Below are 26,362 nucleotides of genomic sequence, written 5' to 3'. Positions count from 1 at the left end.
TTCACGCCCTGCCCAGAGCCGGTCCATCCGCGTAGACTCCGCGCGTGGCAAAGGTGACTCGGGATGACGTGGCGCGGCTGGCGGGGACTTCGACCGCCGTCGTCAGTTACGTCATCAACAACGGACCCCGGCCGGTCGCCCCGGCCACGCGCGAGCGTGTCCTCGCCGCCATCAAGGAGCTGGGGTACCGGCCCGACCGGGTCGCTCAGGCGATGGCGTCCCGACGCACCGACCTCATAGGCCTGATCATCCCGGACGCCCGTCAGCCCTTCTTCGGCGAGATGGCGCACGCGGTCGAGCAGGCCGCCTCCGAGCGCGGGAAAATGGTGCTGGTCGGCAACACCGACTACGTCGCCGAGCGCGAGGTCCACTATCTGCGGGCGTTCCTCGGGATGCGGGTCTCCGGCCTCATCCTCGTCAGCCACGCCCTGAACGACCAGGCGGCCGCCGAGATCGACGCCTGGGACGCGCGCGTGGTGCTGCTGCACGAGCGCCCCGAGGCCATCGACGACGTCGCCGTCGTCACCGACGACCTCGGCGGCGCCCAGCTCGCCGTCCGCCACCTCCTGGAACACGGCCACCCGTACGTCGCCTGCGTCGGCGGCACCGCGGAGACGCCCTCCGTCGGCGACCCGGTCTCCGACCACGTCGAGGGCTGGCGGCGCGCGATGGACGAGGCCGGGATCAGTACGCGGGGCCGGCTCTTCGAGGCCCCCTACAACCGCTACGACGCCTACCGCGTCTCCCTCGAGCTCCTGGCGGGCCCGGACCGGCCGCCGGCCGTCTTCTGTTCCACCGACGACCAGGCGATCGGCCTGCTGCGCGCCGCACGCGAGCTGCGCATCGACGTCCCGGGCGAGCTGGCGGTCATCGGGTTCGACGACATCAAGGAAGCGGCCCTGGCCGACCCGCCCATGACGACGATCGCGTCGGACCGCTCGGCGATGGCGCGGGCCGCCGTCGACCTCGTCCTCGACGACGGTCTGCGGGTGGCGGGATCCCGGCGCGAGCGTCTGAAGGTGTTCCCCTCGCGCCTGGTCGCGCGGCGCTCCTGCGGCTGCGAATAGCCGCCCCGGCCCCTCGGACGGGCAGGGCACATCGGCCGGCCCACACAGCGCGTGACGGTGCCTGCGGGTGACAGCTCCCACCGCGTGACGTTGCCTGCACATGGTGTCCGGACGGTTCCCGGACGGCTTTCATGAGACCTGTCTGAGAGACCTCGCGCTGCCGCCGCGCCGGGCTTCATATCGGGCACACGAGGTTCTGGCGGGCTTCTCAGGGAGCACTCAGGGAGCTCTCATGGTCGAGCGGCAGGCTTCGTTCCATGACCGAGAGCATCCGCCGCAGCGGCGAGTACGAGAACCCGTACCAGGCCCCGTACGAGGGCGCCCGGCAGCACGCCTCCTCCCCGGCGGTCCCGTCGCCGGCGACCTCGTCCCCGGTGAACCCGGAGTGGCCGCCGCCGCCCGCCCATCGGCCCGCCGCACCCCACGACCCGCAGCAGACCGCGCGGCAGCCGGTCCCGCAGCAGACCGCGCGGCAGCCGGCGGTCGACCCCGCCACCGGATGGCAGGCCCAGGCGGCCCCGAGCGGCGGCGGCCACGGCGGCGGAACCGCTCTGCTCGCTCCCCCGGCCGCCGAGCCCGCCCCCCACGCCCGGAAGAAGCGCACCCGCGGTCCGCTCGCGCTGCTCGCCGCCGTGGCGATCGTCGCGGCCGCGATCGGGGGCGGCACCGCCTACGGCATCCAGGAGCTGACCGGCAAGGACGAGGCGGTCGCCACGTCCACCACCACCAGCGTGGTGCCGTCCAGCAAGACGGGCGACGTGGCCACCATCGCCGCGGCGGTCAGCCCGAGCGTCGTCGAGGTCAGCGCCACGCTCAGCAACGGGACGTCCACCGGGTCCGGCGTGATCATCACCAGCGGCGGCGAGGTCGTCACCAACAACCACGTTGTCTCCGGCGCGAACTCGATCAAGGTGACGACCAGCGACGGCAAGTCGTACACCGCCAAGGTCGTCGGCACGGACAGCAAGAAGGACCTCGCGCTCATCAAGCTGGAGAACGCCTCCGGCCTCAAGGCGGCGACCCTCGGCGACTCCGACGGCGTCAAGGTCGGTGACACGGTCGTGGCGATCGGCTCCCCCGAGGGCCTGACCGGCACCGTCACCAGCGGCATCGTCTCCGCCCTGGACCGCGACGTGACCGTCTCCACCGACGAGAACCAGGGGCAGCAGCAGGGCGGCGGGGAGGGCAACTGGCCGTTCCAGTTCGGCGGCCGGCAGTTCAACGGCGACACCGGCCAGTCCACCACGACGTACAAGGCGCTCCAGACGGACGCCTCCCTCAACCCCGGCAACTCCGGCGGCGCGCTCATCAACGCCGCGGGCGACATCATCGGCATCAACTCCGCGATGTACTCCGCCGCGGCCGACTCGTCCTCCTCCGACGCCGGCAGCGTCGGCCTCGGATTCGCCATCCCGGTCAACACCGTCAAGTCCGACCTCGCCACACTGCGGGCCGGCGGCTCCGACAGCTGACCATCCCCACCGACCGAGTCAGGGAGTACGTCATGATCAAGCAGGTATCGCACACGGTGACCGGTTGCGGTGCGGCCGACCTCGGGCTGGCCCTCGACGTGGCGTACGAGCTGCACGCGCCGACCGCGTCGACCCGCGCGCCGGAGGTGGCCCCGCAGCTGACCGGGCTGCGCGCCCCGGCCGGCCGGCCGCACGTGCGCAAGGTCCCGCTGAACCGGCTCGCGGCGCTGCGCGGCTGAACGCGCCCGGCCCGCTCCACCTGCTCCGCTCCACCTGCTCCGTACGGCCCGCTCCGTACGGCCCGTACCCGCCGCCCGTTCCGTACGCGCCCGTCGGGAACCGTGCGAGGCTGAGGACACTCACCACGTTCAGCACGAGCAGCCTCCCGTCGTCCCACCCGCACCCGAGGAATCCACGCCCATGAGCCCCGCCGAAGGCGACCGTGACACCCAGCGCATCCTGATCGTCGACGACGAGCCCGCGGTACGCGAAGCACTCCAGCGCAGCCTCGCGTTCGAGGGCTACGACACGGAGGTCGCCGTGGACGGCGCGGACGCGCTGGAGAAGGCGACGGCCTACCGGCCCGATCTGCTGGTCCTGGACGTCCAGATGCCGCGCATGGACGGTCTGACGGCGGCCCGCCGCATCCGGGGCGCGGGCGACACCACCCCCATCCTGATGCTGACGGCCCGTGACACGGTCGGCGACCGCGTCACCGGGCTCGACGCCGGCGCCGACGACTACCTGGTCAAGCCCTTCGAACTCGACGAGCTCTTCGCCCGGGTCCGGGCCCTGCTGCGGCGCAGCTCCTACACGCCGGCGGCCGGCGCGGGCGCGGTACAGGAGGACGACGCCCTCGCCTTCGCCGACCTGCGCATGGACCTCGCGACGCGGGAAGTGACGCGGGGCGGGCGGCCGGTCGAACTGACCCGCACGGAGTTCACCCTCCTCGAGATGTTCATGGCGCACCCGCGCCAGGTCCTCACCCGCGAGCAGATCCTGAAGGCGGTCTGGGGATTCGACTTCGAGCCGTCGTCCAACTCGCTGGACGTGTACGTGATGTACCTGCGCCGCAAGACGGAGGCGGGCGGTGAACCGCGCCTCGTGCACACCGTGCGAGGGGTCGGGTATGTGCTGCGACAGGGCGGGGCCGAGTGAACAGGGTCGTACGGCGGTTGCGGACCCTGCCCATCCGGGCCCGGCTGTCGATGCTGGTCGCCGCCGCTGTGGCGTTCGCGGTGGCCGCGGTCTCGGTGACCTGCTGGTTCATCGTGCAGGGAAAGCTGTACGAACAGGTCAACGACGATCTCCGGAAGGCCGCGACCATGCAGCGGCTCCAGGATCAGGCCAACGACGCGGTCGACGACTGCGCCCAGACACCGTCGGACAATCCGTTCGGACCCCGCAACACGTATTTGCAGGTGGTCCTGGAGGACGGAACGTCGTGCGTCATGGACTTCTCCGAGGGGCTCGTCAAGGTCACCCAGGCGGACCAGGAGGTGGCGAAGAACGGCACCGAACCCACGTTCCGCAACGGAACCGACACCGACGGCAACTCCGTCCGGGTGCTCTCCGTGCCGCTGATCCCCAAGTCCCCCCAACTGCCCAGGGCGGCGGTCCTCATCGCGGTCCCGCTCAAGGCCACCGAATCCACCCTGAACGACCTCGCTCTCATCCTGCTCCTCGTCTCCGGCATCGGCGTGATCGGCGCGGGCGCCGCCGGGCTGGCCGTCGCCCGGGCCGGGCTGCGGCCTGTCGACAAGCTCACCGAGGCCGTCGAACACGTGGCGCGCACCGAGGATCTCAGCGTGCGCATCCCCGTGGAGGACGACAGCGACGACGAAGTGGCCCGCCTCTCCCGGTCGTTCAACTCGATGACCGCCTCCCTCGCCGACTCCCGGGAGCTGCAGCAGCAGCTGATCGCGGACGCCGGGCACGAACTCCGCACCCCCCTCACCTCGCTGCGCACCAACATCGAGCTCCTGACCCGCAGTGAGGAGACGGGCCGTCCGCTCCCCGAAGCGGACCGAAAGGCACTGCTCGCCTCCGTGAAGGCGCAGATGACCGAGCTGGCGGCACTCATCGGCGACCTCCAGGAACTGTCCCGTTCCGAAGGGCAGCGCGGCGAGCGGGTGCAGGTGGTGTCCCTGGAGGACACCGTCGAGTCGGCGCTGCGCCGGGCCCGGTTGCGCGGCCCGGAACTGACCATCACGGCGTCGCTGGAGTCCTGGTACACCCGGGCGGAGCCGGCCGCGCTGGAGCGCGCGGTGGTCAACATCCTGGACAACGCGGTGAAGTTCAGCCCCGAGGGCGGCACGATCGACGTCCGCCTCGTCGGCGGGACGCTGACCGTGCGCGATCACGGCCCCGGCATCCCGGTCGACGAACTCCCGCACGTCTTCGACCGCTTCTGGCGCTCCCCCGGCGCACGCTCCCTCCCCGGCTCCGGTCTCGGCCTGTCGATCGTCGCCCGCACCGTGGAAGAGGCGGGCGGCCGGGTCACGTTGGAGCGGGCGGACGGCGGTGGCACGGTGGCGACGGTCCGGCTGCCGGGGGCGCCGACCCCTCCGCCCAGGGCACCGGAGGACGTGCCGCCGACGTCTTAGGGGTCATCGGCAACCTTTTCGTTCCGGGCGGCGACCATGCCACGACCCGACCCCCACAGGTGGTCCTCTCCACGGAACGGAATCCCGCACATGAGCGATATCAGCGGCACGCCCCGGCGTCGGCACCGCAAGCGCAGCAGGGCTCTCGCACTGGGCGTCCCCCTCACCCTGACCGCGGCCGGCGCCCTGGCCTACGGCACGGATCTGGGCGCCTTCGGCAGCGGCGCGCAGCACACGGCGTCGGCCGCGGCCGCCGCCCCCGCATGGGCGACCGCCTCCGCCGACGGCTTCGCCTCGGTCAACGCCCTGGGGCAGAACGGCACCTACGGCGGCCGGAACGGCAAGACCGTCACCGTGAAGACCCTCGCCGACCTGGAGAAGTACGCGACCGCCAGTGAGCCGTACGTCATCGTCGTGGCGGCCACGATCACCATGAATCCGGTCGGCAAGGAGATCAGGGTCCAGTCGGACAAGACGATCGTCGGGTCCGGGACCTCCGGACAGATCGTCGGCGGCGGCTTCTTCCTCGGCCAGGGCGTCCACAACGTGATCATCCGGAACCTGACGATCCGGGACGCCTACCAGGGCGTCTGGAACGACAAGGAGCACGATTTCGACGGCATCCAGATGGACGGCGCCCACCACGTCTGGATCGATCACAACGACATCCGGCACATGGCCGACGGGCTCATCGACAGCCGCAAGGACACGACCTACCTGACCGTCTCCTGGAACAGGCTGAGCCAGGAGAACAAGGCGTTCGGCATCGGCTGGACCACCAACGTCACCGCCGACATCACGATCCACCACAACTGGGTGCGCGAGACCGAGCAGCGCAACCCGTCCACGGACAACGTCGCCCACGCGCACCTGTACAACAACTTCCTGGAGGACGTGGCGGGGACGGACATCAAGTCGTCGTACGGCAACTACTCCCGCGGCAAGACGAACATGGTGCTGGAGAACTCCTACTTCCAGGGCATGACCAATCCCGTGGTCCGGGACGCGACGGCCACCCTCGTCCAGCGCGGCAACATGTTCTCCGGCACGAGCGGCAAGAACGAGAGCGGCGGGTCGGGCGCGGCCTGGAACCCGAAGACGTACTACCCGTACACGCTGGACAGGACCGCGGACGTCCCGGCGCTCCTCAAGTCGGGTACGGGGCCGCGCGGTTCCATCGGCACGGCCGCCCCGACCGCCTCCGCGAAGAACTCGACGGGCTCGAAGGGCTCGGCCGGATCGACCGGGTCGACGACGAAGGCGGCCGCCGCCGCGACGCTCACCGTCGCCAAGGACGGCAGCGGCCAGTACACGACCGTGCAGGCCGCCGTGAACGCCGTACCGGCGAACAACCCCTCGCGCGTGGTGATCGCCGTCAAGCCGGGCACGTACCGCGAGCTGGTGAAGGTGCCCGCCAACAAGCCGCACGTCACCATCCGGGGCACCGGCGGCAGCCGCAAGGACACCACGATCGTCTACAACAACGCGTCGGGCACCCCCAAGCCCGGCGGGGGCACGTACGGCACCGGCGGCAGCGCGACCGTCGCCGTCGAAGCGGACGACTTCCAGGCCCGCAACCTCACCATCTCCAACGACTTCGACGAGGGCGCCCACCAGGACATCGCCGGCCAGGCGGTCGCCCTGCGCACCGCCGCCGACAAGGTGTTCCTGGACGGCATCATCGTCACCGGCGACCAGGACACCCTGCTGGTGGACACCGCGTCCAAGGACAAGGTCGGCCGCGTCTACATGGCGAACTCCTACGTCGTCGGCAACGTCGACTTCATCTTCGGCCGCGCCACCGCGGTGATCGACAAGTCCGTCATCACACTGAAGAAGCGCTTCAACGGCACCTCCGCCGGCTACGTCACCGCCCCCAGCACCGTCGCCGGGCGCAAGGGCATCCTGATCGCCAACACCACGATCGGCGGGGACGTCTCGGACCGCAGCTTCTACCTCGGCCGCCCCTGGCACGCCGGAGGCGACGCGAGCCTCGACCCGCAGACCACCGTCCGCAACAGCACGCTGAGCGCCGCGATCAGGACCGCTCCCTGGACCGACATGAGCGGCTTCTCCTGGAAGGACGACCGCTTCGCGGAGTACCAGAACAAGGGCGCGGGCGCCGGCGCCGCGAGCACCGACCGCCCGCACCTCTCCGACGCCCAGGCCGCCGGCCAGGAGGTCGTGGACTGGCTCGCCGGCTGGACGCCCACCGCGTCCTGACCCTTGCCCAGGGGCCGCGACCCGGCTCTCCACGCCGAAGAGGCGGCCGCGTCGGTGACGCGGCCGCCTCTTGCCATGGAGAGCCGGTGTTACGGAGAACCGGTGTGACGAAGAGCTGCTGTCACGGAGCGCCGGCGCCGCGGAGAGCGCCGGGTGCTACTTCACGATCGTGATGCGGTTCGTCGCCGGCGGCGCGAGCGGGCCCGCCGCCGAGGAGTTGGCGAGCAGGTACTGCTCGAGGGCCGACAGGTCGTCGGCGCCGACCAGGTCGTTCGTGCCCTGACCCAGCGTCGGGAAGCCGTCGCCGCCGCCCGCGAGGAAGCTGTTCGTCGACACGCGGTAGGTGGCGGCCGGGTCGATCGCCGCGCCGTTCAGCTTGACGGAGTCCGTGACGACACGGTCCGCGCCCGCCTTCGTCAGGTCCAGCGTGTACGTCAGGTTGGCGGACGGCTGAAGGATCTTCGGCGCGCTCGTGTTCGTGCCGCTCACCTGCTCCTTGAGCACCTGGATCAGCTGGGCGCCGGTGAAACTCTGCAGGTTCACGGTGTTGGAGAACGGCTGCACGGTGAAGCCCTCGGCGTAGGTGACCACGCCGTCGCCCTCCGCGCCCTTGGCCGCGTAGGTGAGGCCGGCCCGCACGCCGCCCGGGTTCATCAGCGCGAGGTCCGTGTCCGCGTCGAGCTTCTTGCCGTACCAGAGCTGGGCGTCCGCGATCAGGTCGCCCATCGGGGACTCGGTGCCCGTGCTCGGGACGTCCGCGGAGATGTAACCGATCGCGCGGTTGCCGATCGGCGCCGCCAGGGTGTTCCACCGGCTGATCAGCTCGGTCATGTCGGGCGCCTTGGCGACGGTCCGGGTGACCACGTGGTTCGCCGACTTGACGGCCGTGCGCGCGATGTCACCCGTGTAGCGGTCGTACGTCAGCGTGGTGTCCGTGTACAGACGTCCGAAGGAAGCGGCCGAGGTGACCGTGCGCGGCTTGCCCGACGGGTCCGGGATCGTACAGGCGTAGGCCGCGTGCGTGTGGCCCGTCACCAGCGCGTCCACCGCCGGCGTGACGTTCTTCGCGATGTCGACGATCGGGCCGGAGATGCCCGCCCCCGCGCCCGGCGAGTCACAGTTGTAGTTGTAGGAACCCGAGGCCGGCAGACCGCCCTCGTGGATCAGCGCCACGATCGACTTCACGCCCTGCTTCTGCAGCACCTTGGCGTACTTGTTGATCGTCTCGACCTCGTCCTTGAACCTGAGGCCCTTGACGCCCTCGGCGGACACCACGCCCGGCGTGTCCTCCAGCGTCACGCCGATGAAGCCGATCTTGACGTCCTTCTTCTTCCACACCCAGTACGGCTTCAGGATCGGCTTGCCGGACTTCTCGTTCAGGACGTTCGCCGCGAGATACGGGAAGTCGGCGCCCCGGAACTTCTTGCCGTTGTAGCAGCCGTCCGTCGGGTGACAGCCGCCGTTCTGCAGCCGGCCCAGCTCCTTGGCGCCCTCGTCGAACTCGTGGTTGCCGACGGACGTGACGTCCAGGTCGAGCTTGTTCAGCGCCTCGATGGTGGGCTCGTCGTGGAAGAGGCCCGAGATCAGCGGGGAGGCGCCGACCATGTCGCCGCCGGCCGCGGTGACCGAGTAGGCGTTGCCCTTGCGGGCCTCGCGCAGATGCGTGGCCAGGTACTCCACACCACCCGCGTCGATCGTCTTCGTCGTGCCGTCCGCCTGCAGCTCGGTGACACGGCCGGACGAACCGGACGGGGGCTCGAGGTTGCCGTGCAGGTCGTTGAAGGACAGCAGTTGCACGTCCTGGTAGCGGCTGGGCCGCGGCTTGGAGTGCTTGCCCTCGTGAGCGTCCGCCGGAAGCGCGGCGGCGAGGGCGCCCGCGGTGGCGAGAACGGCGGAGGCCGCGACAAGACGGTACGTACGGCGGCGGCCGCGTCTGTCGCTCGGCTGCGGCTGGGAAGTGGCTGGCATGCGCCCCCCTGTGGATCGGCTGGAATGCGGTGGCTCCCGTCCGGCGCAGCCTAAGGTCAACGCGCGTAGCGCGACAGGGGGTTCGTGGTTACAACCTGGTTTCCCCTTGCCCTGTCCTTTGCCCCCGTTTTGCGGCAACCGCCCTTTACCCTCGACGCATGACCAGCGACGACACCGCACGGCTCCCCGGCTCCCGATCCATCGAGACCCACTCCGCGCTCTCCCCCGGACAGACCGAGGCCGTCCTCGCCCTGCTCGCCGAGGCCGCCCGGGCGGACGGCCAGCAGGCGGTGTCCGAACAGGGACGGCTGCAGCTGCGCGGAGGATCCCGCGAGGGCGTCTCCCACCTCGTCCTCACCGTGGGGGACGAACTCGTCGGCTACGCCCAGCTCGAGGACACCGACCCCGTCGAGGCGCCCGCCGCCGAACTGGTCGTGCACCCCTCGCACCGCGGCCACGGCCACGGGCGCGCGCTCGGCTCCGCGCTGCTCGCCGCCTCCGGCAAGCGGCTCCGGGTGTGGGCCCACGGCGGCCACTCCGCGGCCCGCCACCTCGCCCAGGTGCTCGGCCTCACGCTGTTCCGCGAACTGCGCCAGATGCGGCGCCCGTTGACCGACCTGGAGCTGCCCGACCCGGTGCTGCCCTCGGGCGTGACGGTCCGTACGTTCGTGCCCGGACAGGACGACGCCGCCTGGCTCGCCGTCAACGCCGCCTCCTTCGCCCACCATCCCGAACAGGGCTCCCTCACCCAGCGCGACCTCGACGACCGCCGGTCCGAGCCCTGGTTCGACCCGGCCGGCTTCTTCCTCGCCTTCCGCGGCGACACGCTCGTCGGGTTCCACTGGACGAAGGTCCACGCCCAGGAGCAGCTGGGCGAGGTGTACGTCCTCGGCGTCGCCCCCGGCGCCCAGGGCGGCGGCCTCGGCAAGGCCCTCACCACGATCGGCCTGCGGCATCTCGCGGCCCAGGGTCTGCCCACCGCGATGCTGTACGTCGACGTTGACAACAAGGCGGCGGTGTCGGTCTACGAGCGGCTGGGCTTCCTCACCCATGAGACGGACCTGATGTACCGCTCCGAGACGTGAGGCAGCCCTCCCGGGGGCGGGCGGGCAGCGAGCGGAGGGCTCACGGTCGGGCCAAAGCCCCGGGGCGGCCGGTGGGAGAGGGCGCGCCGGGTGTCCCCTGTGGCGCTGCTCCTTGGCACCGCCTCCCCCGGGTGACGGCCGCTCCTGTTCCCGCCGCCCCGGCTGACCAACCGCCATCCCTTGGCCACCGTCCCCCGGTTGCCGTTGTCCCGGGGGACGACTGCCACGTGACCTCCGCCTCCGGTGACCACCGCAAACCCGCGACCGCCGCCTCGCGGGAACCACCGCAAACCCGCGACCGCGTCCCGCGGCTGCCGCCCCCGGCCCCGCCTCGCCCCCGGCCCGGACCTGGTGTCAGTAGCCGGACGGCGCGGGCCCCCGGACGGGTCTTCGGGACCGTCGCCGGACGGGCTCCCGGGTCCCCGTCGCGCACAGCGTCAGCGTCAGTGCCAGCACGGCCGCCCATCGGAGCTGCGTCGCCTGCCACCAGGGGTCGGCCGGTGTGCCCAGCAGACCCCAGCGGTCGGGGACCAGGAGCGTCACCCCCGCCGCCGCTCCCAGCCAGACGGCCGCCCCTTTGCCCACCTCCGCCGTGTCCGTGAAGCGGACGGCGAGGGTGGCCAGGGCGAGCGCCGTGCAGGCCGTCGCCGCGGCCTCGACGGTGGCCGGGGTCAGCGCCGGGCGGCTCTGGGCCGGCACGAGGAGCAGGGCCGCCGTCCACCAGAGGGCTGCGACGGGGGCGGCGAGAGCCAGGCGCACGGCGGCCCGGGAGGCCCGGCCCACCGGGGTCGCCGCGGTCGTGCGGCGGGCCGGGTCGTCCAGCAGGAAGGCCAGGCCGAGGGCGCCGGCGAGCGCCGTGAGGCGCAGCAACAGCCGGCCCAGTTCGGGATCCGGCGCCCGGTCCGGCAGCCGTGCGGCGCCCGCCAGCAGCAGGCCCGGCCCGCCTGCCGCGGCCAGCGCCCGCCAGGGGAGGCTGCGCCACACCGGCGCGGCCAGGGCGCGGACGGTCATTCCTCGCACGACTGTCCCTCCGTCTCCTGCGGCGCCGCGACGCCCAGCAGCTTCGCCGCCTCGGCCGGGGATGTCGCCGTGGAGGTCAGTTCCGCCCAGTGGGCCTTGACCCGGGCGGTCACCTCGGCGCGCGGACGCTCCAGGAGTTCGCGGACCACCGTCGTCTGCGCCGCCGTCATGCTCAGTCCGTTGGTCGGCGCCAGGACCGAGGCCGAGCCCTCCGTGCTGTCGTCCAGACGCACGTGCCGGAAGGTGTCCGACGGCGTCGGGTCCGCGCCCAGAACCAGCCACATGATCGTGACCGGGCGGGCGTCGCGGCACATCTCCTCCTCCGTCGCCGCCTCGGTGCCGGCGACCAGGACGGTGGCGACGCCGACGGCGAACTCCGGGACGCGGTTGCCGCCCCAGCGGGTGCCGACCGTCACCCGGCCCGGCACGGTGGAGGGCGTGAGGCTGGCGTCGACCTCCACTCCGTCCCGGGCGTCGATGCGCTGGCGGACCGTCAGAGAGGCGTTCGCCGCGTCGCCTCCGGCCAGCGAGCGGACCCGCCCGACGACCTCGGCCCACTCGGACCGCACCCCGCTCCACTCGGGGAAGGCGCAGTACCGCGAGCCGTCGTGGGTCGCGCACGACTGGACCTTCTGCGGGGAGTCGGACGCCGTCGTGCGCGCAGCCGCCAGGCCCGCCGTGTCCTGGGCGGACTGACCGATCGCGCCGGCCGTGACAGCCGCCAGCGCGAGGGCAGTCGCCGCCTTGACGACCCGGGTGCGGCCGCCGGCCACGAGCAGCGCCGCGCAGGCCAGCAGAACGCACAGCGCCGTCACGTACAGCGCGTGCCAGCCGGCGGGGCGGCCGAGCAGATCGGACGGCACCGGGTCGCCGCCCGTGTCGGCCCCGAAGACGACCGGCGAGAGCCAGCCCTCCCACCTGCCCGCGTCGCCGACCGCCGAGGCGAGGACCGCGACGACGTAGAAGGCGATGACGAAGAGCAGCGGGACGAACGGCGCGGGCAGCAGACAGGCCAGCAGTACTCCGACGACGCCGGCGAACAGCACGGTCAGAGGGCCGATGGCCAGCTCGCCGAACGAACCGTGCCCGACGGCGCCGGGCTTCAGCGCCTCCCAGCCGAACTCGACCGCGACGGCGACCGCGGTGAGCGCCGCGTACGGCACCACGGACAGCAGATGCGCGAGGGTGCGCCGCCACGGCTCCATGGCCAGGACGCCGAACTGCTGCACGGTGCCGTGCTTGCGCGAGCGCAGCACGGCCGCGTTGGCGCAGACGAGCAGGGCGACGGCGAACAGCAGCGGTGTCATCTGGGTGCGCCGGTCGACCGTGTTGAGGACGGGGTATGCGTCCATGCCGTCCCTGCTCATCAGCCGCAGGACGATGAAGCCGGCGTAGAGGACGAAGAAGACCAGCATCGGGGCCTGGTACAGCAGCTCACGGGCCTCGAAGCGGGCGAGGTCGAGGACGGCTCGGGCGCGGCGGGCCTCGCGCGGCGGCTCGCCGAGCGTGCGGGCGGGGTCCGCGAGCGTCGCGGTCGTGGCGCTCATGCCGTCGCCTCCGCGCTCTCGCCGTCGAGGACGAGCAGGTAGCCGTCCTCCAGGGTGGGTTCGACGAGGTCGGCGCCCTCGGGCGGTTCGCCGACGTTGCGGAACGTGCCGGCGCCGGTACGCCAGCCGGCCAGGGCGGCCGGGTCGCGGCGGGTGCCGCTCCAGACCCGGCCGGCGGCACGGGCGGTCAGCTCGGCCGGGGTGCCCTCGAAACGGACGCGCCCGCCGGCCAGGACGATCACCCGGTGGCAGAGCATCGCCACGTCCTCGGTCTGGTGGGTGGACAGCAGGACGGTGCGGCCCTCGCCGGCCTCGGCGATCAGCTCGCGAAAGCGCATGCGCTGCTCGGGGTCGAGCCCGACGGTCGGTTCGTCCAGCACGAGGAAGCCGGGCTCGCCGACGAGCGCGGCGGCCAGGGCGACGCGCTGCCGCATGCCTCCGGAGAGCCGCTTGAGGCGCTTGCCGCGCACATCGGAGAGATCGACGGCGTCCAGCACGCGCCGCACCTCGCGGAGCCGGGCGCCCCGGTCGGTCAGCTCCTTCAGGATCGCCACGTAGTCGACGAAGTCGAAGGCCGTGAAGTCCGGGTGGAAGCCGGGGGTCTGGGGCAGATAGCCGAGCGTGCGGCGCAGGGCGAGGCGGCCGGGCGCGGTGCCGGGATCGTGGCCCAGGGCGGTGAACCGACCGCCGTCCGGCGGTACGGCCGTGGCCAGCACCCGCAGCAGCGTCGTCTTCCCGGCCCCGTTGGGCCCGAGCAGCCCGGTGACGCCGCGCTCCAGCCGCAGCGAGACGCCGTCCAGGGCGCGGGTCCCCCCGAAGCGCAGGGACAGGTCGACGGCCGTCACGGTGGCGGGTCCAGGGACGCGGCCCGGCACGGAACCGGCGGCGGACCCCTGGGCGGGACCGGAGGCGGGGCCCGGGGTGGGCGTGGTGGTCATGCGGGGCTCCTGGAGATCCTGGGGTCGGTCGGGGGCGGGCTCGACGGGACGGGGGGCCGGGTCATCCGACGCCGCCGGCCGGGAAGCCGCCCAGGGGACGGGTGTCGAAGCGGTCGCGGGCCTGGTGAAGCAGCAGGGCGGCGAGGACCGCCACCGCGGCCGCGGTGAACTGGCCCGTCGCCGTGAACGGGGCGAGCGTGTCGTGCGCGTGCCGCTGGGCCCTGGCCACCGCCAGCACCGTCACCCAGGCGACGCCGACCAGGGAGGGCCCCACCACCGGCCCCAGCCGGGCGGTCAGCGCGAGGCCGGTCCCGGTGAGGGCGAGCGCGGGCAGCAGCCACGCCAGGGCCAGCAGCCCGTATCCCGGCAGGGCGAGCGTTGCCAGGCCGTTGAACGCCAGGCCCGCCGTGAGCACCGCGACCGTACGGATCATGAGCAGCCGGAAGCCGTGCGTCGGGGAGACGACGGCCATCTCGTAGGTCGGGTCGAGGGACGGGCCGTACGACAGCGCGACCCCGGCGAGCGGAAGGAGCGGGGCCAGTGCCAGGAACAGTGCGGGCTGGTCCGCGAGGCGCACCGCCAGCACCGTCATGACGAGCAGGAACAGCACCGACAGCAGCCAGGACCGGCGGAGCACCGGGGTCGCCGCGAGCAGCCGCGCCGTGTGGTCGGCCACCCCGAGCCGCACCAGCATCCGCTCGAGCAGGCTGGGCCGTGGCGCGTCCAGCTCGGCGTCCAGCCGCTCCCAGCCGGCGTCCAGCGCTACCGGGTCGGCGGCCTCCGCCAGCCTGGCCCGGCACCGAGCGCATCCGGTCAGATGGGTGTCGGCCGACCACAGCAGCGGCGGCGACAGCTCGCCCTGCGCGTAGGCGCGCAGATCTTCCTCTGCCACGTGCCACGTCATGCCCGTGCCTCCCTCGGCCGTTCGTCGCCCACGCGGCCGCGCGGGTCTCTTCCGCGGACGTACCGCCTCATGCCAGCGCCTCCCGCAGGTGCTTGCGGGCGCGCAGGGCCCGCGTCTTGACGGTGCCGGGCGGGATGCCGAGCAGAACGGCCGCCTCCCGGGTGGTGAGCCCGTCGATGACGGTCGCCTGCAGGACGGCCCTCAGCTCCGGCGAGAGGCGGGTGAGGGCCCCGGCGAGGTCCCCGTGCTCCACCCCCGCGAGCACGCGTTCCTCCGCCGAGGCCTCGTCGCGGTGGCGCAGCCGGGACAGGGCCTGGCGCAGCCTGCCGCGCGCCCCGTCGCCGCGCACCGCGTCGACCAGCCGGCGTGCGGCGATGCGCCACAGCCAGCCGGCGGCGTCGCCGGAGAAGCCCTCCTCGCGATGGCGGGCGGTGCCGCGCCACACGGCGAGGAACGTCTCCTGGACGACGTCGTCGACTATCCCCGCGTCGGCGCAGCGGCCGCGCATGCGCGCGGTCAGCCAGGGCGCGTACCGCCGGTACAGCTCCTCGAAGGCAGGACGGTCCCGGTCCGCCGCGATGGCCCGCAGCAGTTCCCCGTCGCTTCTCGTCTCGCTCTCGCTCACATCACCTCATCGGATCGGCCCCGCCGATCGGTTCACGATCCGTCGCACCAATTTCCGCGCCCCGCCCAGGCCCGTCCGCACGTCCACCATTCACCCATTCGAACACCATTCGAACACCTGCGACCCTCGCGGGCCGCCCCCCGATATCCCGCACGCCATGTCGCCGTAACCGTCGGTTAAGACGACCTTGCGACGCTCTGCGAATGAAGCCCGCCGTGCCCGAGCCTTCGCCGCCTCCCGAGGGAAATCAGCCCCACGGAGGCTCCGCCGCGATCCCGCCCGCACGTTCCGACGCGCCCGTCCCGCTGTTCGCGCGGAACAATGGGTCCATGAGCCAGTCAGACACCCAGGCCGAGGTCCAGCACGCGCAGCCCTCCGTGGGCTCCATAGCCGCGCACCGCCCGCACACCGTGGCTGCCGTCGTCTCCGATCTGGAGCCCGACATCGACGCCGACCTCGACACCTACGAGGAGGCCCCGTACGACGGCCCGGAACTGCCGCAGGGTCGTTTCCTCGACCGGGAGCGCAGCTGGCTCGCGTTCAACGAGCGGGTCCTGGAACTCGCCGAGGACCCCGACACGCCCCTGCTCGAACGGGCGAACTTCCTGGCCATCTTCGCCAGCAACCTGGACGAGTTCTTCATGGTCCGGGTGGCCGGGCTCAAGCGCCGCATCGCCACCGGCGTCGCCACCCGCTCCGCCTCCGGTCTCCAGCCCCGCGAGGTGCTGGAGATGATCTGGGCCCGCTCGCGCGAGCTCATGGCCCGGCACGCCGCGACCTACCACGAGGACATCGCCCCCGCCCTCGCGGAGGAGGGCATCCACCTGGTCCGCTGGAACGAACTGACGGAGAAGGAGCAGGCCCGCCTCTTCACCCTGTTCCGGCACCAGATCTTCCCGGTCCTCACACCCCTCGCCGTCGACCCCGCGCACCCCTTCCCGTACATCTCGGGTCTCTCGCTCAACCTCGCGGTCGTCGTGCGCAACCCGGTCAGCGGCCACAAGCACTTCGCGCGCGTCAAGGTGCCGCCGCTGCTGTCCCGCTTCCTGGAGAGCTCCCCCGGCCGGTACGTCCCCATCGAGGACGTCATCGGCGCCCACCTGGAGGAGCTGTTCCCCGGCATGGAGGTGCTGGAGCACCACGCCTTCCGGCTCACCCGCAACGAGGACCTCGAGGTCGAGGAGGACGACGCCGAGAACCTGCTCCAGGCACTGGAGAAGGAGCTCATGCGACGCCGCTTCGGGCCGCCGGTGCGCCTGGAGGTCGAGGAGTCCATCGACCGCGAGGTCCTCGACCTGCTGGTGCGCGAGCTGAAGATCAGCGAGGCCGAGGTCTACCCGCTGCCGGGCCCGCTCGACCTCACCGGTCTCTTCCGCATCAGCGGCCTCGACCGGTCCGAGCTGAAGTACAAGAAGTTCATCGCCGGCACCCACCGCGACCTCGCCGAGGTCGAGTCGGCGTCCCCGCCGGACATCTTCGCCGCCCTGCGCAGCCGGGACGTCCTGCTGCACCACCCGTACGACTCCTTCTCGACGTCCGTGCAGGCCTTCCTGGAGCAGGCGGCGACGGACCCGGACGTCCTCGCCATCAAGCAGACCCTGTACCGCACCTCGGGCGACTCCCCGATAGTGGACGCCCTCATCGAGGCCGCCGAGTCGGGCAAGCAGGTCCTCGTCCTGGTCGAGATCAAGGCCCGCTTCGACGAGCACGCCAACATCAAGTGGGCACGCAAGCTGGAGGAGGCCGGCTGCCACGTCGTGTACGGCCTCGTCGGCCTGAAGACGCACTGCAAGCTGTCGCTGGTGGTCCGTCAGGAAGGCGACACGCTGCGGCGCTACTGCCACGTCGGCACGGGCAACTACCACCCGAAGACGGCCCGCCTCTACGAGGACCTCGGCCTGCTCACCGCCGACCCGCAGGTCGGCGCGGACCTCTCCGACCTCTTCAACCGGCTCTCCGGCTACTCCCGCCGCGAGACCTACCGACGCCTGCTCGTCGCCCCCAAGTCGCTGCGCGACGGACTGATCTCCCGCGTCGACAAGGAGATCCAGCACCACCGCGCCGGACGGCCCGCGCACGTGCGCATCAAGGTCAACTCCATCGTGGACGAAGCGCTCATCGACTCCCTCTACCGGGCGTCGCAGGCGGGCGTGCCCGTCGACGTCTGGGTGCGCGGCATCTGCGCGGTGCGCCCGGGCGTGCCCGGCCTGTCGGAGAACATCCGGGTCCGGTCCATCCTCGGCCGCTTCCTCGAGCACTCCCGCGTCTTCGGCTTCGGCAACGGCGGGGAGTCCGAGGTGTGGATCGGCAGCGCCGACATGATGCACCGCAACCTCGACCGCCGTATCGAGGCCCTGGTCAGGGTCACCGACCCGGCGCACCGGGCCACGCTGAACCGGTTCCTGGAGACGGGCATGTCCGACGCCACCGCCTCCTGGCACCTCGGCCCCGACGGCGAGTGGACCCGGCACGCGACCGACGCGGAAGGCGGCCCCCTGCGCAACGTCCAGGAGATGCTCATAGACGCCCGGAGGCGCCGGCGTGGCACAGCGACACCATGACCTGACGGCCTCCGCGGCCGGGCCCGTCACCACGGGGGAAGCCCTCGAGGGCTACCTGCGGGCCCAGGCCACGGAGTTCCTCCGCGCGCTGCGCCAGCACCGCGAGGCGGGGAGCGCGGCGTCGCACGGCACGTCGCACGCCTCGGCGAGCGGCACTCAGGAACGGGACGACGCGGCGCGCGCCCTGCGCCGCTCGGCCCGCCGCATCAGCGCCAGTCTGCGCACCTTCCGTCCGCTCCTCGACCCCGAGTGGTCGCAGGCGCTCCGCCCCGAACTGTCCTGGCTGTCCGCCACGTTGGCCCTGGAGCACGCCTACGGCGCCCGCCTGGAACGCCTGCTGCTCGCCCTGAACCGTCTGTCCGGCGCGCTCCCGCAACCACCGGCGGTACGGGTGCCGACGCCCGTGTCCGCACCGGTGCGCACGCCCGGTCGGGCGGCCGACGCGGCCGGTTCCGGCGGCGCGGCCATCGGCGGCCCCGGCACCACACAGAGCACTCCCGTCACAGCGTTCGCAGCCGCAGCCGCAGCCGCACCAGGCACGCCGGACACGACGAGCGCCCCCGCCGCACCGTCCGCACCCGGTGCCACCGACACATCCGCACCCGGCGCCCCTGTCCTGCCCGACGCCCCGCCTCCCACGGTCGGCGCGATGGACACCCGTACCGCGAGCGGCGCCCTTGTCGAGGGGAGCGCGGGTGGCCCACAGGCCGCGACCCTCACCGCCGCCCCGGCCGGCGCCCGCACCACGGCCGACTCCCGTGCCATGACCGGCTCCCGTGCCGAAACAGCCCCGCGCGCCGCCGGCTCCCGTCCCGCCACCGCGACCCCCTCGGCCCAGTCGACCGCCTCCCCGCCCGCCGACCGCGCCAACCTCACCGTCGGCGCGGCGAAGGCCGGCGCCCTGCTGGACCGTCAGCTCACGCTCGCCCGCACCCGGGCCCACTCGACCGCGCTCCAGGCCCTCGGCTCCTCCCGCTTCCACGCCGTCGCGGACCGGGCCGCCGTCCTCGCCAGCGAGGTCCCCCTGACCCCGGCCGCCTCCGCCGCCGATCTGCGCCCCTACGCCGCCGCCGCCGAGGAACGCCTCGCCGACGCCGTCGCCGCGCTGCCACTCGTCACCGCGGGCAGCCCGTACAACGCGGCGGCCCTCATGTACGGCCTCTCCGGGGACGCGGCGCCGCACCCGCAGGACGCGCCCTGGCACCACGTCCGTCTCCTGCTGCGCCTGCACCGGTACGCCTGCGAGGTCCTGGGCGGCCCGGACACACCCCTGGACGACGTCCGTCTGCTGACCGCCGGCGCCGCCCTCGACCGGCACCGGGACGCCTCGGAGGCGGCCGCCGCCGCGGCGCAGGCGGCCCGGACGCCCCGGATCGCGCCCGCGACGGCGTACGCGCTCGGCGTGCTGCACGCGGACCAGCGGCACGAGGTGGAGGCGGCGCGGTACGCGTTCCAGCGCACCTGGCAGAGACAGCCCGTCACGACCACCTGACCGACCAGACCACGCGTCCCTACCCCACAGGCGGTGAGTACCGGTGAGCACGGCGAGGAACCCCGGCGACGCCCCCGACGACGCCCCCGTCCAGGCGGCCGGCTGCGTGCTGTGGCGTCGCGCACCGACGGACGACGGCCTGGAGGTGTGTCTCGTCCACCGCCCGAAGTACGACGACTGGTCGCACCCGAAGGGCAAGCTGAAGCGCGACGAGGACCCGCTCACGGGGGCCCTGCGCGAGGTCGAGGAGGAGACCGGGCACCGGGCCGCCCCCGGCGCGCCCCTGCCGACCGTGGACTACGAGGCGAACGGCCGCCCGAAGCGGGTCCACTACTGGGCGGCCGAGGCCGTCTCCGGGGCCTTCACCCCGAACGACGAGGTCGACCGTCTCCTCTGGCTGCCGCCGCCCGCCGCCCGCGTCCGGCTCACCCAGCCGAGGGACCGCACCCTCGTGGACGCGCTGCTGCAGGTCCTGCACCTGGCATAAGGGTGCGGAGGCCGAAACCGCAGCCGAGGCTCACGCGTACCCCCGCCCCCCAACCCGCAACTCACCGGACGCCCCGGCCAGCGGCTGATTCCAGGGGGTTTCGGCGGCCCCGCCCAGGCCCCGACCCACCCCGCGCCGGTACCGCTCCGTGTCCTCGGCGTGAGCTTCCCGTGACCTCACCGCACCGTCCCCAGGGGTTCACCCCCCGTTCACTCCCGTCCGTGAGCGCCTTCACCTGATCTGCCTAATTTCAGCCTTACCCGGTGCGGCACGCGACCAAGGGGGCGCGTCCACACCGAACAGACTTCGCACCCACCGCACGCCGCCGGATTCAGGACGGCGGCTCCTGGAAGGACCTTCCTCAAGTGAAGCTTCAGCGCATGAACCGGCGGGCTCTCTCCCTCGGTGCTCTCGCCGTCTCCGGCGCCCTGGCCCTCACGGCGTGCGGCTCGGACGACACCGGCACCAGCAGTGGCGGCAAGTCCTCCGCCACCGCGGCCGCGGGGTCCATCAAGTGCGACGACGCCAAGGGCCAGCTGCTCGCCGACGGCTCCTCCGCGCAGAAGAACGCGATCGACGCCTGGGTCAAGAACTTCACCCAGGCCTGCTCCGGCGTCCAGGTCAACTACAAGGGCTCCGGCTCCGGCGCGGGCGTCACCGCCTTCACGCAGGGCCAGGTCGCCTTCGCCGGCTCGGACTCCGCGCTGAAGCCCGACGCCGTCGCCGCCTCCAAGTCCGTCTGCAAGGGCGGCCAGGGCATCGACCTGCCGATGGTGGCCGGCCCGATCGCCGTCGCCTACAACGTCTCCGGCGTGGACAACCTCGTCCTCGACGCCGCGACGATCGCCAAGATCTTCGACGGCAAGATCACCAACTGGAACGACGCCGCGATCGCGAAGCTGAACCCCGGCGCGAAGCTGCCCGACCTGAAGATCCAGCCGTACCACCGCTCGGACGAGTCCGGCACCACGGACAACTTCACCAAGTACCTGATCGCCGCCGCCCCGAACGACTGGAAGTACTCCGGCGGCAAGGCCTGGCAGGCCAAGGGCGGCCAGGCCGCGGCCGGCTCCTCCGGCGTCGCCCAGGGCGTCAAGCAGACCAACGGCGCGATTGGCTACATGGAGCTGTCCTACGCCAAGGACGGCCTCGGCACCGTCGCCGTCAACACCGGCGCCGCGGCCCCGGTCAAGCCCTCCTCGGACGGCGCCACCAAGGCCGTCGCCGCCGCGCAGGTCGTCGGCACCGGCAGCGACCTGTCGCTGAAGCTGGACTACAACACCAAGGCCGACGGCGCCTACCCGCTCACCCTGGTGACGTACGAGATCGCCTGCGACAAGGGCAACAAGGCCGACACCCTGCCCGCCACCAAGGCGTTCCTGCGCTACATCGCCAGCCAGGACGGTCAGGGCATCCTCTCGGGCATCGACTACGCGCCGATCCCCGACGCCATCATCGCCAAGGTCCGCACCACCATCGAGGGCCTGAGCTGATCTGAGCGGTGCGGTCCGGCGCCGGGGACGACCCGGTCCGGACCGCACCCGTCCGGTGCACCGCCGCCAGGGGCCGCCGCCCGCGATCCGGCCCCACCCGAGCCGCCCACACCCACAGGCGGCTCCGCAGACCGGAGACCCCCATGGACATAGAGACGCAGAAGTCAGACACAGACGACACCCCGCGCCCCACGACCCCGCAGGGCCCGCCGGCCCTCTCCGCGGCCTCGGCGGCCCCGCCCCCCGTGACGGCCGAGGACAAGCGCGCGGCACGCGGCGCCACCCGGCCCGGCGACCGGATCTTCCTCGCCCTGTCGCGCGGCTCGGGCATCTTCCTGCTGGTGATCATGGCCGCTATCGCGGTCTTCCTCGCCTACCGCGCGAGCCTCGCCATCAGCAAGGACGAGGCCAACTTCCTGACGGCCTTCGAGTGGAACACCAGCCTCGTGCCGCCGAAGTTGGGCATCGCGGTCCTGGCCTTCGGCACGGTGGTCTCATCGGTCATCGCGATGCTCATCGCGGTCCCGATCGCCGTCGCGATCGCCCTCTTCATCACCCACTACGCCCCGCGCCGCCTGAGCGGCCCCGTCGCGTACGTGATCGACCTGCTCGCCGCCGTCCCGTCCATCGTGTACGGCCTCTGGGGCGCACTGGTCCTGGTGCCGCACATGGACGGCCTGTTCGGCTGGCTGGACGACTACCTGGGCTGGACCGGCGTCTTCTCCTGGGACCAGGGCGCCCCGCGCTCGATGCTCACGGTGGGCGTCCTGCTGGCCGTGATGATCCTTCCGGTGATCACCAACGTCAGCCGCGAGGTCTTCCGCCAGGTCCCGCAGATGCACGAGGAGGCGGCCCTGGCACTGGGCGCGACCCGCTGGGAGGTCATCCGCATGGCGGTGATCCCCTTCGGCCGCTCCGGCGTCATCTCGGCCTCGATGCTCGGCCTCGGCCGCGCGCTCGGCGAGACGATGGCCGTGGCCACGGTCCTCTCCCCCGACTTCGACATCCACGCCAGCCTGCTGAACCCCGGCGGCGGCACCTTCGCCCAGAACATCGCCAGCAAGTTCAACGAGGCGACGGAGTTCGGCCGTGACGCGCTCATCGCCTCCGGCCTGGTCCTGTTCGTCATCACCCTGCTGGTCAACGGCGCGGCGCGCATGATCATCGCCCGCCGCAAGGAGTACTCGGGGGCCAACGCATGAGCCACGCAAGCGCAGTAGCCGACACGTCCCCCAGCACGCTCCGCGGCGCGAGCCTGCCGAAGTGGTCCCCGTGGGCCGTCGCCGCGGGGTCCCTCGCCGTCGCCGTCGGTGTCGGCGTCGTGGGCGGCCTGGACAGCAAGGTCCAGTGGGGCCTGATCGCCGGCGTCCTCTTCGTCCTCGGGACCTACGGCGTCGCCGCGAAGGTGGAGGGCCGCCGCCAGGCGAAGGACCGGGTGGCGACGAGCCTGGTCTGGGTGGCCTTCCTGCTCGCCGTGGTCCCGCTGGTCTCCCTGCTGTGGACGACGATCGCGCGCGGCGTGAAGGTCCTGGACGTCTACTTCCTGACGCACTCCATGGGCGTGGTCGCGGACAGCGAGCCCGGCGGGGGCATCTACCACGCGATCCTCGGCAGCCTGGAGCAGGTGGGGCTCGCCACCGCGATCGGCGCGCCCATCGGCATCCTGACGGCGATCTACCTGGTCGAGTACGGCCGGGGCGGCCTGGCGAAGGCGGTCACGTTCTTCGTCGACGTCATGACCGGCATCCCCTCCATCGTGGCGGGCCTGTTCATCCTCAGCCTGATGCTGATGCTCGACCTGCAGCCGTTCGGCTTCGCGGGCTCCCTCGCCCTGGCCATCCTGATGATGCCGGTGGTCGTGCGCTCGACGGAGGAGATGCTGAAGCTCGTCCCCAACGAGCTGCGCGAGGCCTCGCTCGCCCTGGGCGTCCCCAAGTGGCGCACGATCCTGAAGGTGGTCGTCCCGACGTCCATCGGAGGCATCATCACGGGTGTGATGCTGGCGGTCGCCCGTATCGCGGGCGAGACGGCCCCGGTCCTGCTCCTGGTCTTCGGCAACCCGTTCATCAACGCCAACCCCTTCGAGGGCGCGCAGGCGTCGCTGCCGCTGTACATCTACCAGCAGTACGCGCAGAGCGCGGGTTCGACGGCGGCCTACGACCGCGCCTGGGCGGCGTCGCTCACGCTGATCGCCTTCGTGATGATCCTGAACCTGGTGGCCCGCGGCATCGCCCGCTGGAAGGCCCCGCAGACCGGTCGCTGAAGCGGCCATGCAGCGACTGATCCAAACGACCGGGAAGTGAAGTGGAAGACATGGCCAAGCGAATCGACGTCAGCGGACTGACCGCCTACTACGGATCCCACAAGGCGATCGACGACATCTCGATGACCGTGGAGCCGCGCTCGGTGACGGCGTTCATCGGCCCCTCCGGCTGCGGCAAGTCCACGTTCCTGCGCACCCTGAACCGTATGCACGAGGTGACCTCGGGCGGCCGGGTCGAGGGCAAGGTGCTCCTGGACGACGAGGACCTCTACGGCGCGGGCGTGGACCCGGTGTCCGTCCGCCGCGAGGTCGGCATGGTCTTCCAGCGCCCGAACCCCTTCCCCACCATGTCGATCTTCGACAACGTGGCCGCGGGACTCCGCCTGAACGGCAGCTACAAGAAGTCCGAGCTCGCGGATGTCGTGGAGAAGTCCCTCCAGGGCGCGAACCTCTGGAACGAGGTCAAGGACCGCCTCAACAAGCCGGGCTCGGGCCTCTCGGGCGGCCAGCAGCAGCGTCTGTGCATCGCCCGCGCCATCGCGGTGGAACCGAAGGTCCTGCTGATGGACGAGCCCTGCTCGGCCCTCGACCCCATCTCGACGCTCGCCATCGAGGACCTGATCGGCGAGCTGAAGGAACGCTTCACGATCGTCATCGTGACGCACAACATGCAGCAGGCGGCGCGTGTCTCGGACCGCACGGCCTTCTTCAACCTGGCCGCGGTCGGCCAGCCCGGCAAGCTGATCGAGCTGGACGACACCGCGCGCATCTTCTCCAACCCGTCGGTGCAGGCCACCGAGGACTACATCTCAGGCCGCTTCGGCTGACCGGACCCCTCGCGGTGCTGCATGGCGGTGCCACCGCGAGGCACACGGAAGGGCCCGCCCCTGTTCCCGGGGGCGGGCCCTTCCCTCTGCGCAGGAGGATCTACAGGAAGGCCAGATCCACGATCCAGAAGGCGCACGCGGCGACGATCGCGGCGGCCGGCATCGTGATGAACCAGCCCAGCACGATGTTCTTGGCGACCCCCCACCGCACGGCGTTGATCCGCTTCGTGGCCCCGACGCCCATGATCGCCGAAGTGATCACGTGGGTCGTGGAGATCGGCGCCTTGAACAGGAACGCCGTGGTGAACATGATCGACGCCCCGGTGGTCTCCGCCGCGAATCCCTGCGGCGGGTCCAGCTCGATGATCTTCCGTCCGAGCGTCCGCATGATGCGCCATCCGCCCGCGTACGTCCCCAGCGACAGCATCACCGCACAGGCGATCTTCACCCACACCGGGATGGGAGCGTCCGCGCTCTGGACGTCGCCGATGACGAGCGCCATCACCACGATGCCCATCGTCTTCTGCGCGTCCTGCAGACCGTGCCCCAGCGCCATGGCGGCCGCCGACACCGTCTGGGCTATGCGGAACCCCCGCTTGGCCTTGTGCGGGTTGGCCCGCCTGAACATCCACAGGATGGCGGTCATCACAAGATAACCGGCGACGAGTCCCACCACCGGCGAGAGGAACATCGGAATGACGACCTTCTCGAGCACCCCGGACCAGATGACCTCCGTCCCGCCCGCGAGCGCGGCGCCCACCATCCCGCCGAACAGCGCGTGGGACGACGACGACGGCAGCCCGAAGTACCAGGTGACGAGGTTCCACACGATCGCCCCGACCAGCGCGGCGAACAGGATCGCCATACCCGTGGAACCGTCGGGGGTCTCGATCAGCCCCTTGCTGACGGTGTGCGCGACGCCGCTCCCCAGGAACGCGCCGGCGAGGTTCATCACCGCGGCCATGGCCAGCGCGGCGCGCGGCGTCAGCGCCCGGGTGGAGACCGACGTGGCGATCGCGTTCGCGGAGTCGTGAAAACCGTTGGTGTAGGTGAATCCGAGCGCGACGCCGATGGTCACGATCAGAGCAAAGGTGTCCATGAAGGGTTCAGGACTCCTTGACCGCGATGGTCTCCACCGTGTTGGCCACGTGCTCGAAGGCGTCGGCGGCCTCCTCCAGCACATCCACGATCTGCTTCAGCTTGAGCACCTCGATGGCCTCGTACTTGCCGTTGAAGAGATGCGCGAGCAGCTTGCGGTGGATCTGGTCGGCCTGGTTCTCGAGCCGGTTGACCTCGATCCAGTACTCGGTGAGGTTCTCCATGGTCCGCAGGTTCGGCATGGCCTCGGCCGTCAGCTCGGCCGCCCGGGCCAGCACCTCGATCTGCTGCTCGACGCCCTTGGGCAGTTCCTCGACGTTGTAGAGGACGACCAGGTCGACGGCCTCCTCCATGAAGTCCATGATGTCGTCGAGGGAGGACGCGAGGTTGTAGATGTCCTCGCGGTCGAACGGCGTGATGAACGAGGAGTTCAGCTGGTGGAAGATCGCGTGCGTCGCGTCGTCGCCTGCGTGTTCCGCGGCCCGCATGCGCTCTGCGATCTCGGCCCGGCCGGCGGGGTCCGCCCCGAGCAGTTCCATCAGGAGTTTCGAGCCCGTGACGATGTTGTCCGCGGACGCGGCGAACATGTCGTAGAAGCTCGTCTCCCTGGGGGTCAGACGAAAGCGCACGTTGGGGTCCTCAAGCTGCATCGGTTTCGGTCAGGCTGATGCTAGGCGCATCATCCG

The 26,362-nt window shown here is 71.9% G+C and carries 22 protein-coding genes; 14 read left to right on the top strand and 8 right to left on the bottom strand.

What is annotated here, in order from left to right:
* The first annotated feature begins 44 nt into the window (after positions 1–44).
* The 6 genes from C6376_RS11175 to C6376_RS11150 all read left to right on the top strand — a co-directional run bounded on the left by C6376_RS11175 (position 45) and on the right by C6376_RS11150 (position 7,368).
* Entirely contained in the window at positions 45–1,067 is a 1,023-nt protein-coding gene (locus tag C6376_RS11175) for a LacI family DNA-binding transcriptional regulator (protein WP_107443279.1), read from the top strand.
* A gap of 257 nt (positions 1,068–1,324) precedes the next feature.
* Positions 1,325–2,539, top strand: coding sequence for a S1C family serine protease (locus C6376_RS11170; RefSeq protein ID WP_107443278.1), 1,215 nt, complete (start codon positions 1,325–1,327; stop codon positions 2,537–2,539).
* Between the two features lie 32 nt (positions 2,540–2,571).
* On the top strand, positions 2,572–2,778 hold the full coding sequence (locus C6376_RS11165) for a hypothetical protein (RefSeq protein ID WP_107443277.1): 207 nt from the start codon (positions 2,572–2,574) through the stop codon (positions 2,776–2,778).
* Positions 2,779–2,959: 181 nt separating this feature from the next.
* Positions 2,960–3,697: a response regulator transcription factor gene (locus tag C6376_RS11160; RefSeq protein WP_107443276.1), complete on the top strand. Its 738-nt coding sequence runs from the start codon at positions 2,960–2,962 to the stop codon at positions 3,695–3,697.
* A complete protein-coding gene (locus C6376_RS11155) occupies positions 3,694–5,145 on the top strand; it encodes a HAMP domain-containing sensor histidine kinase (RefSeq protein WP_107443275.1) in 1,452 nt (483 codons plus the stop codon). Before C6376_RS11160 ends, C6376_RS11155 begins: the two co-directional genes overlap by 4 nt.
* Before the next feature lie 90 nt (positions 5,146–5,235).
* Positions 5,236–7,368, top strand: a complete 2,133-nt coding sequence (locus C6376_RS11150) for a pectinesterase family protein (protein WP_107443274.1) — start codon at positions 5,236–5,238, stop codon at positions 7,366–7,368.
* Positions 7,369–7,524: 156 nt separating this feature from the next.
* Here the strand turns inward: C6376_RS11150 and C6376_RS11145 are convergent, their stop codons facing one another.
* Positions 7,525–9,336, bottom strand: coding sequence for a bifunctional UDP-sugar hydrolase/5'-nucleotidase (locus C6376_RS11145; RefSeq protein WP_107443273.1), 1,812 nt, complete (start codon positions 9,334–9,336; stop codon positions 7,525–7,527).
* A 158-nt stretch (positions 9,337–9,494) separates the two neighbouring features.
* On the opposite strand from C6376_RS11145, the gene mshD reads away from it, so the two are divergent.
* Positions 9,495–10,421 carry a mycothiol synthase gene (gene mshD, locus C6376_RS11140; RefSeq protein WP_107443272.1) on the top strand — a complete coding sequence of 309 codons (927 nt, stop codon included), beginning with the start codon at positions 9,495–9,497 and terminating at the stop codon, positions 10,419–10,421.
* Positions 10,422–10,775: 354 nt separating this feature from the next.
* Here the strand turns inward: mshD and C6376_RS11135 are convergent, their stop codons facing one another.
* The 5 genes from C6376_RS11135 to C6376_RS11115 form a co-directional block, all read right to left on the bottom strand.
* Positions 10,776–11,432, bottom strand: coding sequence for an ABC transporter (locus C6376_RS11135; protein WP_107443271.1), 657 nt, complete (start codon positions 11,430–11,432; stop codon positions 10,776–10,778).
* A complete protein-coding gene (locus C6376_RS11130) occupies positions 11,429–12,988 on the bottom strand; it encodes an ABC transporter permease (protein WP_107443270.1) in 1,560 nt (519 codons plus the stop codon). Before C6376_RS11130 ends, C6376_RS11135 begins: the two co-directional genes overlap by 4 nt.
* On the bottom strand, positions 12,985–13,926 hold the full coding sequence (locus C6376_RS11125; RefSeq protein ID WP_107443269.1) for an ABC transporter ATP-binding protein: 942 nt from the start codon (positions 13,924–13,926) through the stop codon (positions 12,985–12,987). The genes C6376_RS11130 and C6376_RS11125 overlap by 4 nt, the downstream gene beginning before the upstream one ends.
* Before the next feature lie 61 nt (positions 13,927–13,987).
* Positions 13,988–14,830 carry a hypothetical protein gene (locus C6376_RS11120; protein WP_107443268.1) on the bottom strand — a complete coding sequence of 281 codons (843 nt, stop codon included), beginning with the start codon at positions 14,828–14,830 and terminating at the stop codon, positions 13,988–13,990.
* A 67-nt stretch (positions 14,831–14,897) separates the two neighbouring features.
* A complete protein-coding gene (locus tag C6376_RS11115; RefSeq protein WP_107443267.1) occupies positions 14,898–15,455 on the bottom strand; it encodes an RNA polymerase sigma factor in 558 nt (185 codons plus the stop codon).
* A gap of 329 nt (positions 15,456–15,784) precedes the next feature.
* On the opposite strand from C6376_RS11115, the gene C6376_RS11110 reads away from it, so the two are divergent.
* The 7 genes from C6376_RS11110 (at position 15,785) to pstB (ending at position 24,578) form a co-directional block, all read left to right on the top strand.
* Positions 15,785–18,016, top strand: coding sequence for an RNA degradosome polyphosphate kinase (locus C6376_RS11110; RefSeq protein WP_173985624.1), 2,232 nt, complete (start codon positions 15,785–15,787; stop codon positions 18,014–18,016).
* A gap of 1 nt (position 18,017) precedes the next feature.
* Positions 18,018–19,508: a CHAD domain-containing protein gene (locus C6376_RS11105; RefSeq protein ID WP_319596485.1), complete on the top strand. Its 1,491-nt coding sequence runs from the start codon at positions 18,018–18,020 to the stop codon at positions 19,506–19,508.
* A 43-nt stretch (positions 19,509–19,551) separates the two neighbouring features.
* Positions 19,552–19,995 carry an NUDIX hydrolase gene (locus C6376_RS11100; RefSeq protein ID WP_107443265.1) on the top strand — a complete coding sequence of 148 codons (444 nt, stop codon included), beginning with the start codon at positions 19,552–19,554 and terminating at the stop codon, positions 19,993–19,995.
* Between the two features lie 365 nt (positions 19,996–20,360).
* A complete protein-coding gene (gene pstS, locus C6376_RS11095) occupies positions 20,361–21,488 on the top strand; it encodes a phosphate ABC transporter substrate-binding protein PstS (protein ID WP_107443264.1) in 1,128 nt (375 codons plus the stop codon).
* Between the two features lie 143 nt (positions 21,489–21,631).
* On the top strand, positions 21,632–22,690 hold the full coding sequence (gene pstC, locus C6376_RS11090) for a phosphate ABC transporter permease subunit PstC (protein WP_254075905.1): 1,059 nt from the start codon (positions 21,632–21,634) through the stop codon (positions 22,688–22,690).
* Positions 22,687–23,751 (top strand): phosphate ABC transporter permease PstA, encoded by a 1,065-nt coding sequence (gene pstA / locus C6376_RS11085; protein ID WP_107443263.1) that lies wholly within the window; start codon positions 22,687–22,689, stop codon positions 23,749–23,751. Before pstC ends, pstA begins: the two co-directional genes overlap by 4 nt.
* Before the next feature lie 50 nt (positions 23,752–23,801).
* Positions 23,802–24,578, top strand: coding sequence for a phosphate ABC transporter ATP-binding protein PstB (gene pstB, locus C6376_RS11080; RefSeq protein ID WP_057579312.1), 777 nt, complete (start codon positions 23,802–23,804; stop codon positions 24,576–24,578).
* A gap of 100 nt (positions 24,579–24,678) precedes the next feature.
* Here the strand turns inward: pstB and C6376_RS11075 are convergent, their stop codons facing one another.
* Entirely contained in the window at positions 24,679–25,677 is a 999-nt protein-coding gene (locus C6376_RS11075) for an inorganic phosphate transporter (protein WP_107443262.1), read from the bottom strand.
* A 7-nt stretch (positions 25,678–25,684) separates the two neighbouring features.
* Complete coding sequence (locus tag C6376_RS11070; protein WP_057579445.1) at positions 25,685–26,305, bottom strand: DUF47 domain-containing protein; 621 nt, start codon at positions 26,303–26,305, stop codon at positions 25,685–25,687.
* Positions 26,306–26,362: the final 57 nt, after the last annotated feature.

Source organism: Streptomyces sp. P3 (genome assembly GCF_003032475.1).
Classification (GTDB): domain Bacteria; phylum Actinomycetota; class Actinomycetes; order Streptomycetales; family Streptomycetaceae; genus Streptomyces.
Note: the sequence above shows the minus strand (reverse complement) of the source record. Positions and strands in the feature narration are given on the sequence as shown.